Below are 17,858 nucleotides of genomic sequence, written 5' to 3' on the forward strand. Positions count from 1 at the left end.
CCATCATGGAGCTCAATATGAAGTTGATTTCTGTCACGTCGCTGCTGCTCGTCATTGCATGGGCGGCAAACGCCGGTGACGATGAGTTTGTTCGCCTGACGCCGGATGACCTGGTCTGGACCGAGCTGGAACCCGGCCTCGACATGGCGGTGCTCGAAGGCGATCCACGCAGCGAAGGCTATTACATCATGCGTGCCCGCTTTGCGCCGGGCACTTTCAGTGCGCCGCATTTTCACCCGAACACGCGCTATGTCACCGTCATCAAAGGCACCTGGTATACGGGTACCGGTACGGTTTGGGATAAAGAGAATTCCATACCGCTGGGTCCGGGCAGTTACATGAAACACCCCGCAAAGGCAGCCCATTTTGACGGCGCGAAAGACGAAGAGGTCATCGTCGAGATTCGTGGTATGGGCCCGGCACCGCTGGTCTACGTTGATGCGGATGGTCACCCCGTCGACTAGCTTGCCGTACCGTCAGGGTGGGGCGACGTTGCCTTGTCGTCGGGGCCGCAGTAGTCGGATCGACAGGCAAGGCCGTGGCTGTCAGGGGTAACGCCGTGCCACCTTGTGTGTGCGGTGTCCCCCCTGTAGCTCGTCTGTCTGCTGGACATGCAGCTGTTCGCTCAGGGGCATTGGACTGCCGGTGCGCTGGCGGGGTGCCGCCAGCGGTAGTGTCTCTGGCACGTCCGCAATTGAACACGCTAACTGCGCTGCCGTAGTCTTGAGTTAGGCCTCCTCGGCACGGTCCGGTTGTGACGCCACTGGCTGATCGCGGCCGCGGGCCGCTCCCCTGCACTGGTCGCGCCGCATTCTTTGCTCGTTTCTCCGCATTCCCAGTAGTTCCAGCCACAATCAGCTTTCCTGGCTGACCGTATTGCGACCCGCCGCGCGTGCCCGCAGTAACCCGTGCGGGGCCGGCGACTATCCTGGTCTTGAATTCACCGCTCGGTATCATCGCAGCCCTGATCGTTCGCGGTTGCATAGCTGGCAATAGCGGCTATCCATGGAATTTGGCAGGATGGTCAGACGGACGACCTGCTGGTATCGAACTGGAACGTAGCAGGGTGCCCGCTTTAGATCCCGCAAAGTGCTGGTCGATTTGGATTCGGCAGCGCCGCGGTTGTTGCATGATGTTGTACCCATACGGAGTCACGATGCTTATTTTTCTGACGGCCATTACGGTTGTCTTGACCGTTTCCTTTATTTGTTCGCTTTGCGAGTCCGTGTTGCTGTCGACCAGCCCGGCGCAATCGGAGGCAATGATCTCCCGACATCGACGAGCCGGCCGGTGGATGGCCGGCTTCAAGCGCAATATCGATGTGCCTATCGCCGCAATCCTGATACTGAATACCGCCGCGCACACGGTCGGCGCATCAGTGGCCGGTGCAAGTTACGTTAGCGTGTTTGACGAGCGTACATTGTGGATATTCACGATCGTTTTCACGATTGCAGTACTGGTCTTGACCGAAATCATTCCCAAGACCCTGGGCGTAAGCCACTCGCGGTTCTTCGCCGTGCCCGTTGCCTACATGATTCGGGTCATGACTGTTGTGCTGTATCCATTCGTATTCGTTAGTGAACGGTTCTCGCGCTCGTTACGTAGCGGCAAAGCCGCGCCGGTGACCTCCGTGGAGGAGATCCGGCTGCTGGCTGCAATGGGTCGGAATGAAGGTGCAGTCGGTCCACGCACCGCGGAAATGATTGTCGGTGCAACGCACCTGCGGCAAATGACCGCCGGTGATGTAATGCTGCCGCGGCAGGGCATCGTGCATCTATCCGGCGAAATGACGGCCGCTGAAGCGCGGGCGCTGATCAAGGACAAAGGCTACAGTCGTTACCCGTTTGTCCCCGCCAAGGATATTGACGATGTCGCTGGCATAGTCGTCGCCAAGGATCTGCTGCACTGGATGCACGATGCTGCCGACGAACCATTGGCGTGGTCAGAGCTGGTGCGGGAGCCTGTGGTCGTCCCGGAAAGTATGCCGTTGACCGGGCTGTTACGAACCTTTCAGACAGAGCGCATGCACATGGCGATCGTCGTCGACGAATACGGCGGCGTTGAAGGCATTGTCACGCTGGAAGATGTTCTCGAGGAAGTGGTGGGGGAGATTCTCGACGAAACCGACGAGCATATTGACGATACCTGGCAACAGAGCGATGGCTCGATGCACGTCCGGGCATCGGTCGAGTTGCGCAAAATTTGTGCGAGGCTAGGGTTGCCGTGGGAACCCGACGACAATGTCGCCACTGTGGGTGGGCTCATTACCGAGATGCTGGGCCGCTTGCCGGTGCGCGGTGACAGTGTGCTGTGGAAAAACTGCCAGCTCGAGGTCTTGTCGGCCAGTTCGCGGCGGGCAGAGATGATTGCGGTTCGGCCTGCTCCTGATGACCACACTCCGGAAGACGGTTAGCAAAGTCCGACCGGCGCAGGTCTATGGTTGCAGCCGCAATCGGCCTGCTAAAAAAAACCGGCAGGTTTCTTGACGTTTGAAGGGCATGGGCGAAATTGCACGGCCGCCGACTTTGGCCTGATTGAGCAGGTGTGCCGAAGGTGAGAGGCAGGCCTGTTTGGTGCAGGTGCATCGTATTGCGGCATAATCCGGCTTTCAATTGTTCGATGACAGCGGATAGAGGCCACGCCGGCAATCGGTGCAGGCTTGGTGTTCCCAATGAAGGGCGGCTCGTACATGGAAGGAATGATGGCAAATACGGAGCGTTGTGCCCGGGTATCCGTGGCCCCGATGATGGACTGGACGGACCGTCATTGCCGGTACTTCTTGCGCCAGCTGAGCGCACCAACACTGCTTTACACCGAGATGGTGACTGCCGCCGCGATCCGGCACGGTGACAGCGAACGGCTGCTGCGTTTTGATGCGACGGAACACCCGGTGGTACTGCAGCTTGGCGGCAGTTCGCCCGAGCTGATGGCTGAAGCGGCGGTCATGGGGGCCGAGGCCGGCTACGACGCAATCAACATCAATGTTGGCTGCCCATCTGATCGCGTGCAAAACGGCCAATTCGGCGCCTGCCTGATGGCCGATCCGCGGCGGGTGGCAGACTGTGTGCGGGCAATGAGAAAGGCAACAGACTGCCCGGTGACGGTCAAGACACGCATCGGTATTGACGACAGCGACAGTGACGCATTCCTGCGCGAGTTCGTAACCACGGTAGCCGATGCCGGTTGCGAGACTTTTGTAGTGCACGCCCGCATTGCTGTTCTGGCAGGACTGAGCCCTAAAGAAAACCGTAGTGTACCGCCGTTAAACTACCCGCGGGTCTACCGTCTGAAAGAAGCCCGACCGGACTTGCAGATCGTATTGAATGGCGGCATCACCGACAGCCAGCAGGCACTGGCTCATTTGCAACACGTCGATGGAGTAATGATCGGCCGTCAGGCCTACCAGGCACCGTGGTTCTTGCGGGAACTGGACCGGGTGGTTTACGGCAATGAAAGCAGCGAAACCCGGCAGGAGGTGATCTTGCGGATGCGGCCCTATATTGAAGAGGCACTGTCCGAAGGTGTCTATCTCAAACACATCAGTCGGCATCTGCTGGGCTTGTTTGCCGGCGAGCCCGGGGCGAGGGCCTGGCGCCGCCATCTGAGCCAACATGCCTGGCAGGCTGACAGTGGTTTTGAAGTGCTGGAAGAGGCGCTGGCAAAGGTACCTGCGGCATTGGCCGCCTGAGGGCAGGGTACCCGGTCGGCAAGGGCTGATCGTTGTAACCGTTGTTTTCTTTCTGGCGGTGATTGTTAGCCCTTACCCCGCTACAATGGCGGCTCGAATTAGCGAGTGCGGAGTTACCTCACCACAATGAGCGGGAAGAATGTACTAATGTCCAGCAAAAAGCCGACGATGGCTGACGAAGCCGATATCCACGAGTTGTACGAACTGTCAGTTCAGAACGTCGAGCATGAAGTTGAGTTCATGCAAAACACCTTTCGTGATATCCGCGGCCGCACGGCCTATGTATTCCGCGAAGACTTCTGCGGTACCGCGAGTGCTGCCTGTCAGTGGGTGCGGCAAGGCGCAGAGTATCAGGCTATCGGCGTGGACATAGAGCCTTCAGTTCTGGAGTGGGGCCGCAAGAACCGCGTTGGCAAGCTGCCAGCGGCTGACCAGGCACGCGTGAGTCTGATTGAGTCCGACGTGATGACGGTCGAAACGCCGCCCGTTGATCTGTTGGCCGCATTCAATTTCAGTTATTTCATCTTCCAGGAACGGGCCACCATGGTCCGCTATTTTCGACGCGCCTATGAGAGCCTGAAAGAAGACGGCGTGTTCTTTGTTGATATGTTCGGTGGCCCGGAAGCGCAGGAAGAAACCAAAGAGAAAACCAAACACAAGGAACACGGTTTTACCTATATCTGGCGTCAGGCCGAGTTCCATCCGGTTACCAACTGGATGCGTTGCGCGATTGATTTCAAGTTCAAAGACGGCTCGAAAATCAAGAATGCCTTTACCTACGAATGGCGCTTGTATTCTGCACCGGAAATTCGCGACATGTTGCTTGAAGCCGGCTTTTCGACGGCGACGGTGTACTGGGAAGGTGAGGACGAGGACGGTGAGGGCAACGGCATATTTACGCCGGATGCCCGCGGTGAGGCTGATCTGGCATGGATCGCCTATATCGTTGCAGAAAAATAGTAGAAGTTATAAAGACTTGGATGCGATTCTCGTATATTGTTCGAAGTTTGGTGCTGGCCGCATTGCGGCCCGCTGACGTGATCACGGGCAGAGACTAGATGGGAAAGGACATGCAAGTCGCTATTTTGTTTGCTGACGTTGTTGGCAGCACGCAATTGTACGACGAGTTTGGCGACACGAAAGCGAGCGAGACGGTTGCGCATTGCCTGGATGTCATGAAGGACGCGACTCATCAGTTCGATGGCACCGTGATCAAAACGATCGGTGACGAAGTGATGTCGACGTTCCCGACGATCGACGCCGCTATGGCCGCTGCCACGCAAATGCAAACCCGGATCAGCGGCAATGAAATGGGCGGCGATGGCAGTATCCCTGTCTCTATTCGAATCGGTTGCCATTTCGGCCCGGTCGTTCGCGAGCACAACGACATATTCGGTGCTGCCGTGCACACCGCGAACCGCATGACCTCGCAAGCGAAGGCGCGCCAGATCGTTATTTCCGGCGTCTCTGTCGAGCGCATGACCGAAGAGTGGCGGGCGCAGACCCGTCAGATCGACGTGGCAACCGTCCGCGGGCGCATTGACGAAGTCGCCTTGTACGAACTGGTTTGGCAGCCGGAAGAAGCAACAAGTATGTTGCCCACCATCGAGTGGAACGATAAGTCCCGCAAGGCAAACAAGATTACCTTGACGTTTCGGGATGCCACTGTCGTGGTCAATGAGCGCAACAAGAGCATTAACATGGGGCGTGCCGACGACAACGACCTGGTGGTCAAAGGCAACCTGATCTCGCGAATACATGCGAAGGTTGAAATGCGGCGGGGCAAGTTCATGCTGGTCGACCAAAGCACGAATGGCACGTTTGTGCAAAACGTGCACGGTGAAGAAACGTTTGTCCGGCGGGATAGTACCGAGATTTCAGGCGAGGGCATTATCGGGCTGGGCCGGGTCGCCAAACCGGGCACGCCACTCGCCATTCATTTCGTTTGCGAAGAGTAAAGGGCCTCGTTCGTTTTTGACGAGTACGAGGCCCCGGTTATCCTCAGGCGCTCTTGGCCAAAGCCCCCGTCACCTTGGCATGTTCTTCTTTCAGCGCGGCCGGCAGTCTGTCGCCGTAACTGTTCAGGTATTCACCCACTGCGGTCATTTCTTCGCGCCACTGTTCGGCGTTCACCGACAACAGTGCATCCAGTGCCCCTTCTCTGATATTCAGGCCGCTGGTGTCGATATCTTCCGGTTTCGGCAGATAGCCTATCGGCGTTTCGTTGGCCTCAACGCGCTGCTCGCAACGATCAATTATCCAACGTAACACCCGCAGGTTGTCGCCGAATCCAGGCCAGAGGAACTTGCCGTTCTCATCCTGGCGAAACCAGTTGACGTGGAAGACGCGTGGCAGCTTCGTAGAGCGATCTGCAAACGACAACCAATGCGCCCAGTAGTCGGCAAAGTTGTAGCCGCAGAACGGTTTCATGGCCATCGGGTCACGGCGTACAACGCCGACTGCGCCGGTCGCCGCCGCCGTGGTTTCGGAGGCAACACCGGCACCAACCAGCACCCCGTGGCGCCAATCGCGTGCTTCATACACGAGCGGTGCCAGTTCCTTGCGGCGACCGCCAAAGACGATGGCCGACAGAGGCACGCCATCCGGTGCTTCGGCAAGCGACGAGTAACTCGGGTTCTTCGTCGCCGATACGGTGAAGCGGGAATTCGGGTGGGCGGCGGGGCCATTGGCCGCCACGTAAGGTTTGCCGTGCCAGTCCGTTGCCGGCTCGCCTTCTTTCTTGTCTTCCCACCACGGCTGATTGTCAGCCGTAGTCGCGACATTGGTAAAGATAGTGTCGCTTTGAATCATGTCGTACGCGTTCTTGTTGGTCTTCGCGTTGGTGCCTGGAACCACGCCGAAGTAGCCGGACTCCGGATTGATGGCGCGCAGCTGACCGTTGTCGTCCAGATGTAACCAGGCGATATCGTCGCCCAGTGTCCAGATCTTCCAGCCCGGGTGAGACTCGGGGGGGATGAGCATGGCGAGATTGGTTTTGCCGCAGGCTGACGGGAACGCGCAGGCGACGTAGCTCGTTTCGCCTTGCGGGTTTTCGATGCCAACGATCAGCATGTGCTCAGCCAGCCAACCTTCCTCGCGAGCCTGGTAGCTGGCAATTCGCAGCGCGTGGCATTTCTTGCCGAGCAGGGCATTGCCGCCGTAACCGGAGCCGATGCTCTTGATGGTCAGCTCGTCCGGGAAGTGCATGATAAAACGCTTCTCGGGATCAAGGTCACCGGTGGAATGCAGCCCTTTAACAAAGCTGCCTTCACGCTCGATACGCTCCAGTGCTGGCTGGCCCATCCGTGTCATGATGCGCATGTTCGCGACGACGTACGGGCTGTCGGTAATCTCCACGCCAAGGCGGGCATAGGGCGAGTCAATAGGGCCCATGCAGTAGGGGATCACGTACAGGGTGCGGCCGCGCATGGCGCCGTCAAACAAGGCATCGATCTTGGCGTGTGCGTCGGCCGGTGCCATCCAGTGATTATTGGGTCCGGCATCGTCCCGTTCGGGCGTGCACACAAACGTTAGGTGTTCGACCCGGGCGACGTCCGAGGGGTCTGACAGGTGCAGATAGCAATTCGGGTACGTTGCCTGATCCAGTTCGGAAAGCACGCCGCTGGCAAGCATCTCCTCCGTGAGTCGTTGATTCTCGGCATCGCTGCCGTCACACCAATGTATTTGGTCCGGTTTAGTCAGAGTCGCAACCGAGTCTACCCAGTCTGCAAGTGCCGCAAGCCTTGTCGTCATTCTTCTTCTCTTTGTCGTAAGTGGTCCGATCTACATAGCGAGGGTGGCAAAACGGCCCAAGGGTCCGATGACCCGGGCCGTGATTGCGTGTCGATTATACAGAGCCGAACTCCAGAGTCCCGCCCTGTTTCACGTTTGGGAAACAGGGGGGTAGTTCTTCGGCGCCAGAATGGCGTCCAGAGGCTGTCATTCCGCCTGCAGACATTAGGCGAAAAAAAACCGTCTGCGCCGGGGGAGAGGCAGACGGTTCAGGTTGCGCGTCTGTCGTACGCGCGCAATCTTTTTGCAGGTATTTGCCGCGGCGAATTGCCGTCGGTGTTGCCGATCAGCTGGCGCTGGCGACTTTGTCCGCAGCGGCTGCAGTTTTTCCGGCGGCTTTCCTGACGACTTTTTTGCTGGTCTTTTTGGCAGACTTGCTGGCTTTCGCCACGGTCTTTTTGGTTGTTTTCGCGGCTTTACGGGCCGGTGCTTTCGCTACCTTGCGCGGCTTGCGCAGTGAGCCCAGCGTGTCTGCTACGACATCGCGGGCTTCGCTGCCAGCATCGAGCACGATGCCGAACGACGCTCTGGTGTCACGACCAAGGCGAGATAACTGTTCCGGCGTCAGACGAATCTGCTTTTTGACCAGATCACGCAAGCAGCTGGCGTCGGCAGCACTTTCAAAACGCAGGGCGATCAGGTCGAGCTGGTTGGCGGTCAGCGCAGTTTGCTGTTTCAGAATCCGGTCCGTTGTCCGGTGTGAAACTGCGGACAGCTTGAGGCCGAGGCCGGCCAGCGCCTGCAACGGCTTCTTGCCGGCGGTGACGCGTTGCGCCGCCCGCTTGCTGCGTTGTCGAGCACCATTGACGAGCGAGTGCAGGCCGCTGTCTGCGGCAGTGGCGATCCGGTCCATCGACTGTTCTATAGGCTGGTTCATGGCTGTTGTCCCTGGGTAGAATATTGTGCAGTGCACCAATGTTGCGACGCACAATAGGGTTTCAGGGGCAGGCTGTCAAGAACAATTTGTGCGCTGCAACAAAGCGTCGGCGCGCTGGTCAGCCGCTATAAATATAATAAAAACAAATGATTATGGTTTGGGTGGGGGCGCGGAGCGTTACGCAGCGACGTCGTCTTGTGCGTCTTTTCGCCAGATGCTCAGCTGGCTGGGAGCCTGCACACCCATCTTCACCCGGCTGCCGCCCGCGGAGAACACGGTGATTTCGATGGGGCCGTCCTGAAACAGATCGGCGAGGGTCGTTTGCGGGTCCACGTCATCTGACGGTCGAATCACGATCGATTCAGCGTCCTTGCGGCTGATGATTAACATGGCTTGATTCCCTGTTCTGCGTAGTGCGTCAGGCCTGCGCCAGCGCCCGGGACTGGGCGGCTGGACGGTCACCTGAGGGGCCGTAGGTGGATTGGCGCTCGCCGGAAATGACGGCCAGCGCTGCGGAAATCTGTTGGTGGCGCAGCCGGATGATTGCACCATTGGTTTGGTTTTCGGCCTGGCAGCGGGCTGCGAGGTCCAGGTAGCGTTGCCAGTTCGCGGCACTGCGAGTCCCGTCTAACAAGCGCTGCATCCCGGCGTCGTCGTTGCCGAGCTTACGTTGCTGCAACAGGTCTGTGCGCTGTGCCTCGAGTTTCTCGAGTTCGTCGAGGCAGGCTTGCTTTTCGCCGGCCAGTTCGAGCAGCTGGGTCGCATCCTGGGTTTCCAGGGCTGCGCGTTCGCGACCGAGACACGCCAAGAGGCGACTGGCCCCGTCTATGCCGTTGTCAATGACGTTCTCAAGTTGGGTCGCTGTTGACGGCATCACGCTCAGGCTCCGAACTCGCGTTCGCTACGAATCAATGCATCAGCAATCTTGCTCGCGTCGATTTCGTAGTCGCCTTTGGCTATCGCCGTTTTGACCGCTTCGACCCGGGAGGCATCGATATCAGGCAGGGAGGATAGTGTTTTATCCAGTCTTTCCAATAGCTTGGCACCACTGGTCAATTCAACGGTGTCACTGCCTGCGGTACTGTCCGGTGCCTGACGATGCTCTTCGGCACGGCGGGATTCGCCGGTCGACGTCGCGTCTCTGGCGCCACCTATTTTGTCCGAAATTTTCGTCAGCATGTTTGGATCCACCGGTTTTATCGTGTTAGACATAATCCCAACCCTCAACAATCATTGCTGCTCAAGCCCGTTATCGGCCACCGGCCGCGCAACTTTAGCTTTTTGCAGATATTAATAATGAAACTGCTCTCGCCAGCCCGTGACTCCGTTACTGGACCAGCACCTCAACCCGTTCGGCCGAACGCACGATGCCCTCGACCACCCGGCCGGAACTCGTGTTCTCGACCCGTATTCTTTGATTCAGTGCGCCATCCATAAGTGCTTTGCCGGTCATCCGGATGCTGATGGCGTCGGTAGCCGCGTTCAGGGTTACCGTTTGTCCGCGGCGTATTAACAGTGCAGCCTGCAATGCCCCCGGAGTCACGATATTCCCGGCGCGCAGGGATTGCTTCAGTCTGTGGCCGACGGCTTCGTCAATCGAGGCTAGGTAGCCGCCCGGCAATCGGGAGACATCGCGTTTCTCCCGTTTCAGGTCGGCCGCCGTCAATGCGTGACCACGCGGCAGGTTGTTCGCCAGCACCAGTACGGTTTCGGTCACCACGATATTCACCGGTACATAGACTTTCCATGGCTGCGGACCGGTACAGCGGACTCCTACTATAGTGCGCTGGCGGATTTTCGCGCCGTCGCGGAGGTACGCCTGCAATGGTTGCTCACAGCTGGCGAGTCGCAATCGTTGATCCAGGGGTACCGCGCTCGCCGTACCGCCCGTGGCACGCGCGGCAAGAAAAGCTTCTGCGGTCCGTTCGATCTCGGCGAGCGCTTGCAAGCCATCGTTCTGTTCCGCGGCAGCGGCAAACGGTGCCAAACACAGAATCCACCACAGCTGTGTCGCTTGCATAACGTCAGTTACACGACGGCACCCGCTTTGCGGCGTCAATAGTTCGACGAATTTCCGGTAGCCCCTGGCCATTGGCGTTGCAGTTCCTCTTGAATTCAGTGGCCCGCCGGGCAACGGCGTTATTCCGTCAGCGGGCGAACAGTTCTTGTCTATAGGCCAATGCAAGAGACATGCCAGCGCCTCTGGAGATGAAATCGCGGCCGAATGAACCAGTCTTTGCCGCTTTTCCGGCAAGCCTTTGCCGCTTTGACGATCCAATGGCTATCGGCAGCCGCTCGCGAAACTTTAGCGAGGAATCGTCACTGCTGGGTTTCCCCGGGTTGGCATGGCAGTTGCATAGCTATTTGCAGCAAGTATTGGAGCCTTCGGGAATACGGATCATGAAAATTCAGGCATTTGCCACACACGAACACGCTTTACGAGTGCGCGCACAGCGCAACGAAGTGCTGTCGTCGAACATTGCCAACGCTGATACGCCGAATTACAAGGCCCGCGATCTGGATTTTGCCTCGGCGCTTAAACATGCCCAGGGCGGTCCGGGCGGCGCATTGCCAATGAAGACCACGAGCACGCTGCACAACCAGGGGGTCGGTTTTACTTCAACCGGCGCCGAACTGAAATTCCGCGTGCCGACTCAGCCGACGCTGGATGGCAATACGGTTGAAACCGACGTTGAACAAGCTGCATTCGCCGAGAACGCCGTGCAATACCGCGCCAGTCTGACGTTTCTGAACGGTGCAATTTCCGGCTTGCGTTACGCGATCAAGGGAGGTGACTGATGTCACTGTTTAAAGTATTCGATGTCGCCGGCAGTGCGATGAACGCGCAGTCGGTACGGCTCAACGTCACGGCCAGTAACCTGGCCAATGCCGGTAGCGTAAGTGGCGATCCCGATAAAGTGTATCGGGCCAAGCAGCCGGTGTTCGCAACCTTTAATGACGCGCTGGTCGCGCAAACGGGAGTGAGCGGTGTCCGCCTGACCGGGGTTACTGAAAGCACGGCGCCGCTTAACGTGCAATACCGGCCGGATCACCCCGATGCGGATGCCGACGGCAATGTCTACGTCAGCAATGTCAGTACGGTTGAAGAGATGGTCAACATGATGTCGGCCTCCCGCTCTTATCAGAACAACGTTGAAATGATTAACACGACCCGCGATCTGTTGTTGCAGACGCTGGCGCTTGGCCGTCAGGGCTAGCACTCAAGGATGAATGACAACTATGAATGAAATTAACGCGTTCGACAGCCTGGGAATAGGTCAGCCGACCGTCGATAACTCGGCGCGTACCGAGCTGGGCCAGGAAGCCTTCATGACCCTGATGATGGCTCAGTTTCGCAATCAGGACCCATTCGAGCCGATGGACAATGGTGACTTCCTTGGGCAGCTCGCGCAGTTCGGTACCGTCAGCGGGATCGACGAGCTGAATGGCGCGTTCTCCGGCCTGCAGTCTTCCATTCAGTCGGACCAGGCGTTGCAGGCAGCGAACCTGGTTGGGCGCACCGTATTGGCCGAGTCCGGTACAGGCTCAGTCAGTAACGGTGGCGGTGTTGCCGGCGCGGTTGAATTGCCGTCGAGTGTCAGCAATGTGCAAATCGAGATAACCGATGCCAGCGGTCAGCTTGTGCGGCGTTTTGATATTGGTGCACAACAGGCCGGGGTCTCCCGCTTTAACTGGGATGGACTGAATGACAGCGGCCAGCAGGTCGCTGACGGCCAGTACGAGATTGCTGCACGCGTCCAGTACGGCAACGAAATTGAAAGCGTGCCGACGTTGATCGAATCAAATATTGCCAGTGTCACGCTGGGCCGCGGTGGCTCGGGATTGACATTGAACCTGGCTGGCGGCGAGCAGATGTCTCTCGCCCGCGTCCGCCAGATTAACTAAACAAATTAGAAACGGAATTCACTCAGGAGATACACCATGCCATTTGCGATAGCTCTCAGCGGATTGAACGCTGCATCGGCAGATCTGGAAGTTACTGCCAACAACGTCGCCAACGTAAACACGAACGGCTTCAAAGAATCGCGCGCTCAGTTCGCCGAGGTCTTTGCCGTCGGCACCCAAAGCGTTGGCTCCAGTGCCTCGGGCAGCGGCGTGCGCCTGTCTTCGGTCGCGCAGCAGTTCACGCAAGGCAATATTGACTTCACAGACAATGCCCTCGATCTGGCCATTGGCGGCGAAGGCTTTTTCGTGCTCAGCGACAACGGCGCCCGAACTTACACCCGTGCCGGTGCCTTCGGGGTCGACAATCAAGGCTACGTAACTAACGCGCAGGGCGCGCGGTTGCAGTCCTACCCGTTCGCCGGCAACGGTCTGTTCAATACCGGTACGCCGACGGATCTGCAGTTGACGACGGGCGCAAACCCGCCATCCGCCACCACGGTTTCCAATTTCGGACTGAATCTGCCGGCCAATGCGACCACCCCGACCAACCCGGTGTTCGATCCTGCAGACCCAGCGAGCTTCAACCACACGACCTCGGTAACGATTTATGACTCACTGGGTGCGGCACATACCGCAACCGTTTACTTCATTAAGGACGCAGCACCCAACACCTGGAACACCGAGGTGGAGATCGACGGCACTGCCGTTGCCGGGTCTACCCAAATCACGTTCAACAACGATGGCAGTCTCAATACGCCAGCCAGCGGCAACATGACTCTCGCTGCATACACGCCTTCTACGGGTGCTGCAGACATTGCCATGGACCTTAACTTTTCAACGGCCACGCAGTTCGGCAGCAACTTCGGTGTGAACTCACTCTCGCAGGACGGCTACACAACGGGCCGACTGACCGGCGTCAGCGTTGATGCGGAGGGTGTGGTTTTTGCCCGCTTCACCAACGGACAGTCGACATCACTGGGTAAGCTGGCATTGGCCAACTTTGTAAACCCGCAGGGCTTGCAGCAACTCGGCGATACCAACTGGGGACAATCGTTTGCCTCGGGTGATGCCTTGCTCGGCGAAGCCGGTACCGCATCGTTCGGCAATATTCAGTCCGGTGCACTCGAAGCGTCCAACGTGGATCTGACCGCTCAGCTGGTACAGATGATTACGGCGCAGCGAAATTTCCAGGCGAATGCCCAGATGATTTCCACGGCTGACACCGTTACCCAAACCGTCATCAATATCCGCTAGTACGACAGACGGTAACCGGACCTAAGGGAGCAGGCACATGGACGAAATGGTTTACCTGGCGATGACCGGTGCGAAACAGACGGAATACGCACAGGCCATCAACAGCAATAATCTGGCGAACATCTCGACCAGCGGATTTCGTGCCGACCTGCATGCCTTTTCATCGCTGGCGATCGAAGGTCCGGGAGCCGAGTCCAGAGTGAATGCGGTTGTCGATTCATTCGGTACGGACTTCGCACAGGGCCCCCTGGTGAATACCGGTCGCAATCTGGATGTAGCAATCCAGGGTCGCGGCTTTTTCGTAGTGCAGTCGCCGGACGGTTCGGAAGCCTATACCCGGGCCGGCGATCTGCGTGTTAATTCGGGCGGCTTACTGTCGAACGGCGCGGGTCACCTGATCATGGGCGACGGTGGTCCGGTTGCGGTGCCACCGAATTCCAGCCTGACCATTGGTGCGGACGGTACCGTGTCCGTCCAGCCACTGGGGCAAGGGCCGGAAGCGTTGGTTATTGTGGATCGACTCAAACTTGTAGATCCGGATATCAAACAACTGAGCAAGGGCAGCGACGGATTGCTGCACTTGCCCGAGGGTCAAACAGCCGATGCCGATGCGAGTGTCACGTTGACGGCCGGCTCACTTGAACAAAGCAACGTAAACGTGGCGATGACACTCGTGAATATGATCGAGCTGTCCCGGCAATACGAAATGCAGGTAAACGCCATGAAGACGGCGAAAGAAAACGCTGACTCAGCCGCGCAACTGATGCGTGTTGGCTAAGTCCGGATACAGGAAACGGAGAACGATATGAATCAGGCCTTGTGGATTGCCAAAACCGGAATGGATGCGCAGCAGACGCGCATGTCCGTGGTTTCCAACAACCTCGCGAACGTAAATACCACCGGCTTCAAGCAGGACCGGGCGGTGTTTGAGGACTTGCTCTACCAGAACGTACGTCAGGCAGGTGGCCAGTCGTCGCAGGACACTGAGCTGCCGACCGGCATGAACATCGGTACGGGCGTGCGTGTTGTGGCAACCGAGAAACTGCATACCCAGGGCAACCTGCTGCAAACCGAGAATGCGCTGGATGTGGCCATCAATGGCCGCGGCTTTTTCCAGATACTGACCCCGGACGGCAATCTTGCCTATACCCGTGACGGTACGTTTCAGCGGAATGCAGAAGGTGAAATGGTAACCGCCAGCGGCTATCGCGTGCAGCCAAGTATCGTGATTCCTGATGGAGCCCAAAGCATAACGATTGGCGGTGACGGCATTGTCAGCGTCAAGCTCGCAGGTCAGCCGATACCGGCCCAGGTCGGCACGCTGGAGACGGTTGATTTTATCAATGCGACCGGCTTGCAGCCTATCGGTGAGAACCTGTTTCTCGAAACCGCATCCAGCGGCACGCCGCAAACCGGCACGCCAGGTCTGGACGGCTTTGGCAAGTTGCTGCAGGGCTCTCTTGAAGGTTCCAACGTCAACGTCGTATCGGAACTCGTCAGCATGATCGAGACGCAACGTGCGTACGAAATGAACTCGAAGGCGATTTCGACCAACGATCAGATGATGCAGTACCTGAACAATAACCTGTAAGCAGGAATCAGCAATGAAGCGAAATTTTCTTGAACAGATACGTCGTTGTGCCGGCATCGCACTGATTGCGATGGCGGCGACGGGTTGTGCCCGTATCGATGCCATGCGCGATCCTTACGAACCGCCGGTACCGGTGATGCCGGAACTTGCGCCGGCGACCAGTGGCGCCATCTATCGGCAGGGCGGAGCAACGCGCTTGTTTGAAGACCTGCGGGCAGGGCACGTTGGCGACATACTGACAGTGCGCTTGCTCGAAAGTACCAACGCATCATTGCAGTCCAATACGCGGACGTCGAAATCCACTGAAACTGAATTGACCACACCGACATTCCTCGGGCGGCCGGTTACCCGTGATGGCATCGCCATCTTCGATGGTTCGCTGGCCGGTGAGCAAGGCTTCGAGGGAGCAGGGTCGAGCAACCAAAGCAACAGCTTGCAGGGCAACGTCACTGTGACGGTTGTCGAACGCTACCCTAATGGCAACTTGCGTATCCGCGGCGAGAAAAGAGTCCTGCTGAATCAGGGCAATGAGTACATTCGTCTGTCCGGCATCATCCGCGCCTACGATATCGAACCGGACAACTCCATACCGTCGGCGAAAGTGGCCGATGCGCATATTTCTTACAGCAGTAAAGGCGTACTCGCAGCGGCCAATAAAATGGGTCCGTTCTCGCGCTTCTTTCACTCTGTCCTGACACCTTTCTAGGCGCCGCATTATGAATACGAAAAACCTACTTTCTCGTGCTGGCAGCGCCTTGCTGGTGTTCGCGATAGTTGCGCAACCCGCTCTGGCGGACAGGATCAAGGATCTTGCCGCTGTCGCAGGCGTACGTAGCAACCAGTTGGCGGGATACGGCCTGGTAGTTGGCCTTAACGGCACCGGCGACCAGACCAGCCAGACCCCGTTCACGGTACAAAGTATCAAGAACATGCTGACGCAATTCGGCGTTACCGTGCCAGACGGGACCAGCCTGCAGCTCAAAAACGTCGCGGCGGTCACTATTCATGCGGATCTTCCGCCGTTCGTAAAGCCGGGTCAGACCATTGATATCACGGTCTCTTCCATCGGTAATGCGAAAAGTCTGCGTGGAGGCAGTTTGCTGATGGCGCCGTTGCGCGGTGCCGATGGCAATGTCTACGCGATAGCGCAAGGCAATCTCATCGTCGGCGGCTTTGGTGCCAGTGGCAATGACGGCTCCAGCGTAACCGTCAACATTCCCAGTGCCGGACGAATTCCAAACGGGGCAACGGTAGAACGTACCGTTCCCAGCGACTTCCACGCGCGCGAATCCATTCTGTTGAACCTGCACACGCCGGATTTCACGACGTCGCATCGCCTGGCAACGCTGATTAATGAGACTGTTGGTGAAGGTACCGCACAAGCAATGGACCCGGTTTCGGTCAGCGTGCGTGCACCGACCGACGCTAATCAACGCACGTCTTTTCTCGCTTACCTGGAAAACCTGGAAGTTGATCCGGGGCAGGGTTCCGCCAAGGTCATTATCAATTCGCGTACCGGTACCGTAGTAATCGGCTCGCACGTACAGGTATCGCCGGCAGCCGTTTCCCACGGCTCGCTGGTGGTGACGATCAGCGAACAACCGTTGGTCAGCCAGCCGCAGGCCGCGTTCTCGGATGCCGGCCAGACGGTGGTTGTACCGAGTTCGCAGGTGCAGATAACAGAAGAAGACTCGAGCATGTTCCTGTTCGCACCGGGTACCAGCCTTGATGAAATCGTGCGCACGGTCAACCGGGTCGGAGCCGCACCAGGAGACCTGGTTGCGATTCTTGAAGCACTGAAGCAGGCCGGCGCGCTACGCGCTGAACTGGTTGTCATCTGAGCCAGTTTCATGACCGCCTCGATCACCGACTTCGGACAGTTCACAACCTTGAAAGCCAGCGCGGATCGCCAGGAAGCGGCCGCGCTGCGCGAGGTTGCGTCACAATTCGAGGCGCTGTTCGTGCAGTCGATGCTCAAGAATATGCGCGGAGCCAAACTGGCGGAGCCCATGTTTGGCAGCGATCAAATGGACATGTACCAGGACATGTTCGACCAGCAATTGTCGCTGGAAATGGCCAATGGTCGCGGTATTGGACTGGCGGACATGCTGGTCCGGCAGATGGGTGGCGAAATCGGTCATGTGCCGACGAGCCGTGAGACGTTCGCGTTACCGCCCACTCGTCGTATGGACGGCGCTGTGGCTGAGTTGCCGGACTGGTCGGAACCGCAATCGTTCATCAAAGATGTCTGGCCGCACGCGGAACGTGCTGGTACAGCATTGGGCGTTGAACCACGTGCGATCGTTGCCCAGGCGGCGCTCGAAACGGGTTGGGGCGCACATGTCATGCAGGATGCCAATGGCAGCAGCAGTTACAACCTGTTCGGCATCAAGGCGGGACCGGACTGGAAGGGCGACAGCGTCGCGCGATCAACCGTGGAGTACGAAAACGGCATTGCCGAGCGGCGAGTGGAGCGATTCCGTTCCTACCCCGATGTGGCAGCGGCGTTCGATGACTATGCCGACTTCCTGCTGACCCGTGGCCGCTACGAGCAGGCGATAGGTCAGGGTGACAACGTAGCGGGCTTCGCCGGTGCCTTGCAGGAAGCGGGCTACGCGACAGACCCGCGCTATGCCCAGAAAATTTCGCGCGTGCTGCACAGTGACACGATGCAGGGCGCGCTCAGTGAATTAAAGATTGACTCCAGCCGGCCGATAACCTCGGCGGGTGCTATGGCCAATGCGGACTAA

Annotated in this window: 20 protein-coding genes; 14 read left to right on the forward strand and 6 right to left on the reverse strand. The window is 58.1% G+C overall.

The genetic code is table 11. The features are described 5' to 3' along the window. The first annotated feature begins 17 nt into the window (after positions 1 to 17). The 5 genes from BA177_RS07190 to BA177_RS07210 all read left to right on the forward strand — a co-directional run bounded on the left by BA177_RS07190 (position 18) and on the right by BA177_RS07210 (position 5,646). On the forward strand, positions 18 to 464 hold the full coding sequence (locus BA177_RS07190) for a cupin domain-containing protein (RefSeq protein WP_156762734.1): 447 nt from the start codon (positions 18 to 20) through the stop codon (positions 462 to 464). A gap of 692 nt (positions 465 to 1,156) precedes the next feature. Next, complete coding sequence (locus BA177_RS07195; RefSeq protein ID WP_068614806.1) at positions 1,157 to 2,413, forward strand: hemolysin family protein; 1,257 nt, start codon at positions 1,157 to 1,159, stop codon at positions 2,411 to 2,413. A 258-nt stretch (positions 2,414 to 2,671) separates the two neighbouring features. Further along, positions 2,672 to 3,688, forward strand: a complete 1,017-nt coding sequence (gene dusA, locus BA177_RS07200; protein WP_231892499.1) for a tRNA dihydrouridine(20/20a) synthase DusA — start codon at positions 2,672 to 2,674, stop codon at positions 3,686 to 3,688. A 147-nt stretch (positions 3,689 to 3,835) separates the two neighbouring features. After that, positions 3,836 to 4,648 carry a class I SAM-dependent methyltransferase gene (locus BA177_RS07205; RefSeq protein ID WP_068614809.1) on the forward strand — a complete coding sequence of 271 codons (813 nt, stop codon included), beginning with the start codon at positions 3,836 to 3,838 and terminating at the stop codon, positions 4,646 to 4,648. Between the two features lie 110 nt (positions 4,649 to 4,758). Further along, positions 4,759 to 5,646, forward strand: a complete 888-nt coding sequence (locus BA177_RS07210; protein WP_197493377.1) for an adenylate/guanylate cyclase domain-containing protein — start codon at positions 4,759 to 4,761, stop codon at positions 5,644 to 5,646. A 43-nt stretch (positions 5,647 to 5,689) separates the two neighbouring features. Here the strand turns inward: BA177_RS07210 and BA177_RS07215 are convergent, their stop codons facing one another. From BA177_RS07215 to flgA, 6 genes are all read right to left on the reverse strand, one after another. Then, positions 5,690 to 7,441, reverse strand: a complete 1,752-nt coding sequence (locus BA177_RS07215) for a phosphoenolpyruvate carboxykinase (GTP) (RefSeq protein WP_068614815.1) — start codon at positions 7,439 to 7,441, stop codon at positions 5,690 to 5,692. A 325-nt stretch (positions 7,442 to 7,766) separates the two neighbouring features. Continuing rightward, positions 7,767 to 8,357, reverse strand: a complete 591-nt coding sequence (locus BA177_RS07220; protein WP_068614819.1) for a hypothetical protein — start codon at positions 8,355 to 8,357, stop codon at positions 7,767 to 7,769. Positions 8,358 to 8,534: 177 nt separating this feature from the next. Continuing rightward, positions 8,535 to 8,747, reverse strand: coding sequence for a carbon storage regulator (locus BA177_RS18765; RefSeq protein WP_068614821.1), 213 nt, complete (start codon positions 8,745 to 8,747; stop codon positions 8,535 to 8,537). Positions 8,748 to 8,775: 28 nt separating this feature from the next. Further along, complete coding sequence (locus BA177_RS07230; RefSeq protein WP_231892518.1) at positions 8,776 to 9,231, reverse strand: flagella synthesis protein FlgN; 456 nt, start codon at positions 9,229 to 9,231, stop codon at positions 8,776 to 8,778. A gap of 5 nt (positions 9,232 to 9,236) precedes the next feature. Next, on the reverse strand, positions 9,237 to 9,536 hold the full coding sequence (gene flgM / locus BA177_RS18340; protein ID WP_156762929.1) for a flagellar biosynthesis anti-sigma factor FlgM: 300 nt from the start codon (positions 9,534 to 9,536) through the stop codon (positions 9,237 to 9,239). Between the two features lie 148 nt (positions 9,537 to 9,684). After that, positions 9,685 to 10,377: a flagellar basal body P-ring formation chaperone FlgA gene (gene flgA, locus BA177_RS07240; protein ID WP_068619035.1), complete on the reverse strand. Its 693-nt coding sequence runs from the start codon at positions 10,375 to 10,377 to the stop codon at positions 9,685 to 9,687. 380 nt (positions 10,378 to 10,757) lie between these two features. Between flgA and flgB the strand changes: the two genes are divergently transcribed. Genes flgB through BA177_RS07285 form a run of 9 tightly spaced genes read left to right on the forward strand, consistent with a single transcriptional unit; the run spans position 10,758 to position 17,858 of the window. Beyond that, positions 10,758 to 11,156, forward strand: a complete 399-nt coding sequence (gene flgB, locus BA177_RS07245; RefSeq protein WP_068619037.1) for a flagellar basal body rod protein FlgB — start codon at positions 10,758 to 10,760, stop codon at positions 11,154 to 11,156. Further along, positions 11,156 to 11,575 (forward strand): flagellar basal body rod protein FlgC, encoded by a 420-nt coding sequence (gene flgC, locus BA177_RS07250; RefSeq protein WP_068614826.1) that lies wholly within the window; start codon positions 11,156 to 11,158, stop codon positions 11,573 to 11,575. Before flgB ends, flgC begins: the two co-directional genes overlap by 1 nt. A gap of 22 nt (positions 11,576 to 11,597) precedes the next feature. Beyond that, the gene (locus tag BA177_RS07255) at positions 11,598 to 12,263 is read left to right on the forward strand and encodes a flagellar hook assembly protein FlgD (protein WP_197493378.1); all 666 of its coding nucleotides are present in this window, start codon (positions 11,598 to 11,600) and stop codon (positions 12,261 to 12,263) included. Between the two features lie 36 nt (positions 12,264 to 12,299). After that, complete coding sequence (flgE, locus tag BA177_RS07260) at positions 12,300 to 13,517, forward strand: flagellar hook protein FlgE (protein ID WP_068614830.1); 1,218 nt, start codon at positions 12,300 to 12,302, stop codon at positions 13,515 to 13,517. A 37-nt stretch (positions 13,518 to 13,554) separates the two neighbouring features. Then, positions 13,555 to 14,295: a flagellar basal-body rod protein FlgF gene (flgF, locus tag BA177_RS07265; protein ID WP_068614833.1), complete on the forward strand. Its 741-nt coding sequence runs from the start codon at positions 13,555 to 13,557 to the stop codon at positions 14,293 to 14,295. Between the two features lie 27 nt (positions 14,296 to 14,322). Further along, positions 14,323 to 15,108, forward strand: coding sequence for a flagellar basal-body rod protein FlgG (gene flgG / locus BA177_RS07270; protein ID WP_068614836.1), 786 nt, complete (start codon positions 14,323 to 14,325; stop codon positions 15,106 to 15,108). A 13-nt stretch (positions 15,109 to 15,121) separates the two neighbouring features. Continuing rightward, positions 15,122 to 15,814 (forward strand): flagellar basal body L-ring protein FlgH, encoded by a 693-nt coding sequence (locus BA177_RS07275; RefSeq protein WP_068614839.1) that lies wholly within the window; start codon positions 15,122 to 15,124, stop codon positions 15,812 to 15,814. A gap of 10 nt (positions 15,815 to 15,824) precedes the next feature. Then, entirely contained in the window at positions 15,825 to 16,949 is a 1,125-nt protein-coding gene (locus tag BA177_RS07280) for a flagellar basal body P-ring protein FlgI (RefSeq protein WP_068614842.1), read from the forward strand. A gap of 9 nt (positions 16,950 to 16,958) precedes the next feature. After that, positions 16,959 to 17,858 carry a glucosaminidase domain-containing protein gene (locus BA177_RS07285; RefSeq protein ID WP_068614845.1) on the forward strand — a complete coding sequence of 300 codons (900 nt, stop codon included), beginning with the start codon at positions 16,959 to 16,961 and terminating at the stop codon, positions 17,856 to 17,858.

This window comes from Woeseia oceani (assembly GCF_001677435.1).
GTDB lineage: Bacteria > Pseudomonadota > Gammaproteobacteria > Steroidobacterales > Woeseiaceae > Woeseia > Woeseia oceani.

Bases quoted from the DNA above. Each gene is read 5' to 3' on its own strand.
- BA177_RS07190 (WP_156762734.1), top strand. From the start codon at position 18: ATGAAGTTGATTTCTGTCACGTCGCTGCTGCTCGTCATTGCATGGGCG.
- BA177_RS07195 (WP_068614806.1), top strand. From the start codon at position 1,157: ATGCTTATTTTTCTGACGGCCATTACGGTTGTCTTGACCGTTTCCTTT.
- dusA (WP_231892499.1), top strand. From the start codon at position 2,672: ATGAAGGGCGGCTCGTACATGGAAGGAATGATGGCAAATACGGAGCGT.
- BA177_RS07205 (WP_068614809.1), top strand. From the start codon at position 3,836: ATGTCCAGCAAAAAGCCGACGATGGCTGACGAAGCCGATATCCACGAG.
- BA177_RS07210 (WP_197493377.1), top strand. From the start codon at position 4,759: ATGCAAGTCGCTATTTTGTTTGCTGACGTTGTTGGCAGCACGCAATTG.
- BA177_RS07215 (WP_068614815.1), bottom strand. From the start codon at position 7,441: ATGACGACAAGGCTTGCGGCACTTGCAGACTGGGTAGACTCGGTTGCG.
- BA177_RS07220 (WP_068614819.1), bottom strand. From the start codon at position 8,357: ATGAACCAGCCTATAGAACAGTCGATGGACCGGATCGCCACTGCCGCA.
- BA177_RS18765 (WP_068614821.1), bottom strand. From the start codon at position 8,747: ATGTTAATCATCAGCCGCAAGGACGCTGAATCGATCGTGATTCGACCG.
- BA177_RS07230 (WP_231892518.1), bottom strand. From the start codon at position 9,231: ATGCCGTCAACAGCGACCCAACTTGAGAACGTCATTGACAACGGCATA.
- flgM (WP_156762929.1), bottom strand. From the start codon at position 9,536: ATGCTGACGAAAATTTCGGACAAAATAGGTGGCGCCAGAGACGCGACG.
- flgA (WP_068619035.1), bottom strand. From the start codon at position 10,377: ATGCAAGCGACACAGCTGTGGTGGATTCTGTGTTTGGCACCGTTTGCC.
- flgB (WP_068619037.1), top strand. From the start codon at position 10,758: ATGAAAATTCAGGCATTTGCCACACACGAACACGCTTTACGAGTGCGC.
- flgC (WP_068614826.1), top strand. From the start codon at position 11,156: ATGTCACTGTTTAAAGTATTCGATGTCGCCGGCAGTGCGATGAACGCG.
- BA177_RS07255 (WP_197493378.1), top strand. From the start codon at position 11,598: ATGAATGAAATTAACGCGTTCGACAGCCTGGGAATAGGTCAGCCGACC.
- flgE (WP_068614830.1), top strand. From the start codon at position 12,300: ATGCCATTTGCGATAGCTCTCAGCGGATTGAACGCTGCATCGGCAGAT.
- flgF (WP_068614833.1), top strand. From the start codon at position 13,555: ATGGACGAAATGGTTTACCTGGCGATGACCGGTGCGAAACAGACGGAA.
- flgG (WP_068614836.1), top strand. From the start codon at position 14,323: ATGAATCAGGCCTTGTGGATTGCCAAAACCGGAATGGATGCGCAGCAG.
- BA177_RS07275 (WP_068614839.1), top strand. From the start codon at position 15,122: ATGAAGCGAAATTTTCTTGAACAGATACGTCGTTGTGCCGGCATCGCA.
- BA177_RS07280 (WP_068614842.1), top strand. From the start codon at position 15,825: ATGAATACGAAAAACCTACTTTCTCGTGCTGGCAGCGCCTTGCTGGTG.
- BA177_RS07285 (WP_068614845.1), top strand. From the start codon at position 16,959: ATGACCGCCTCGATCACCGACTTCGGACAGTTCACAACCTTGAAAGCC.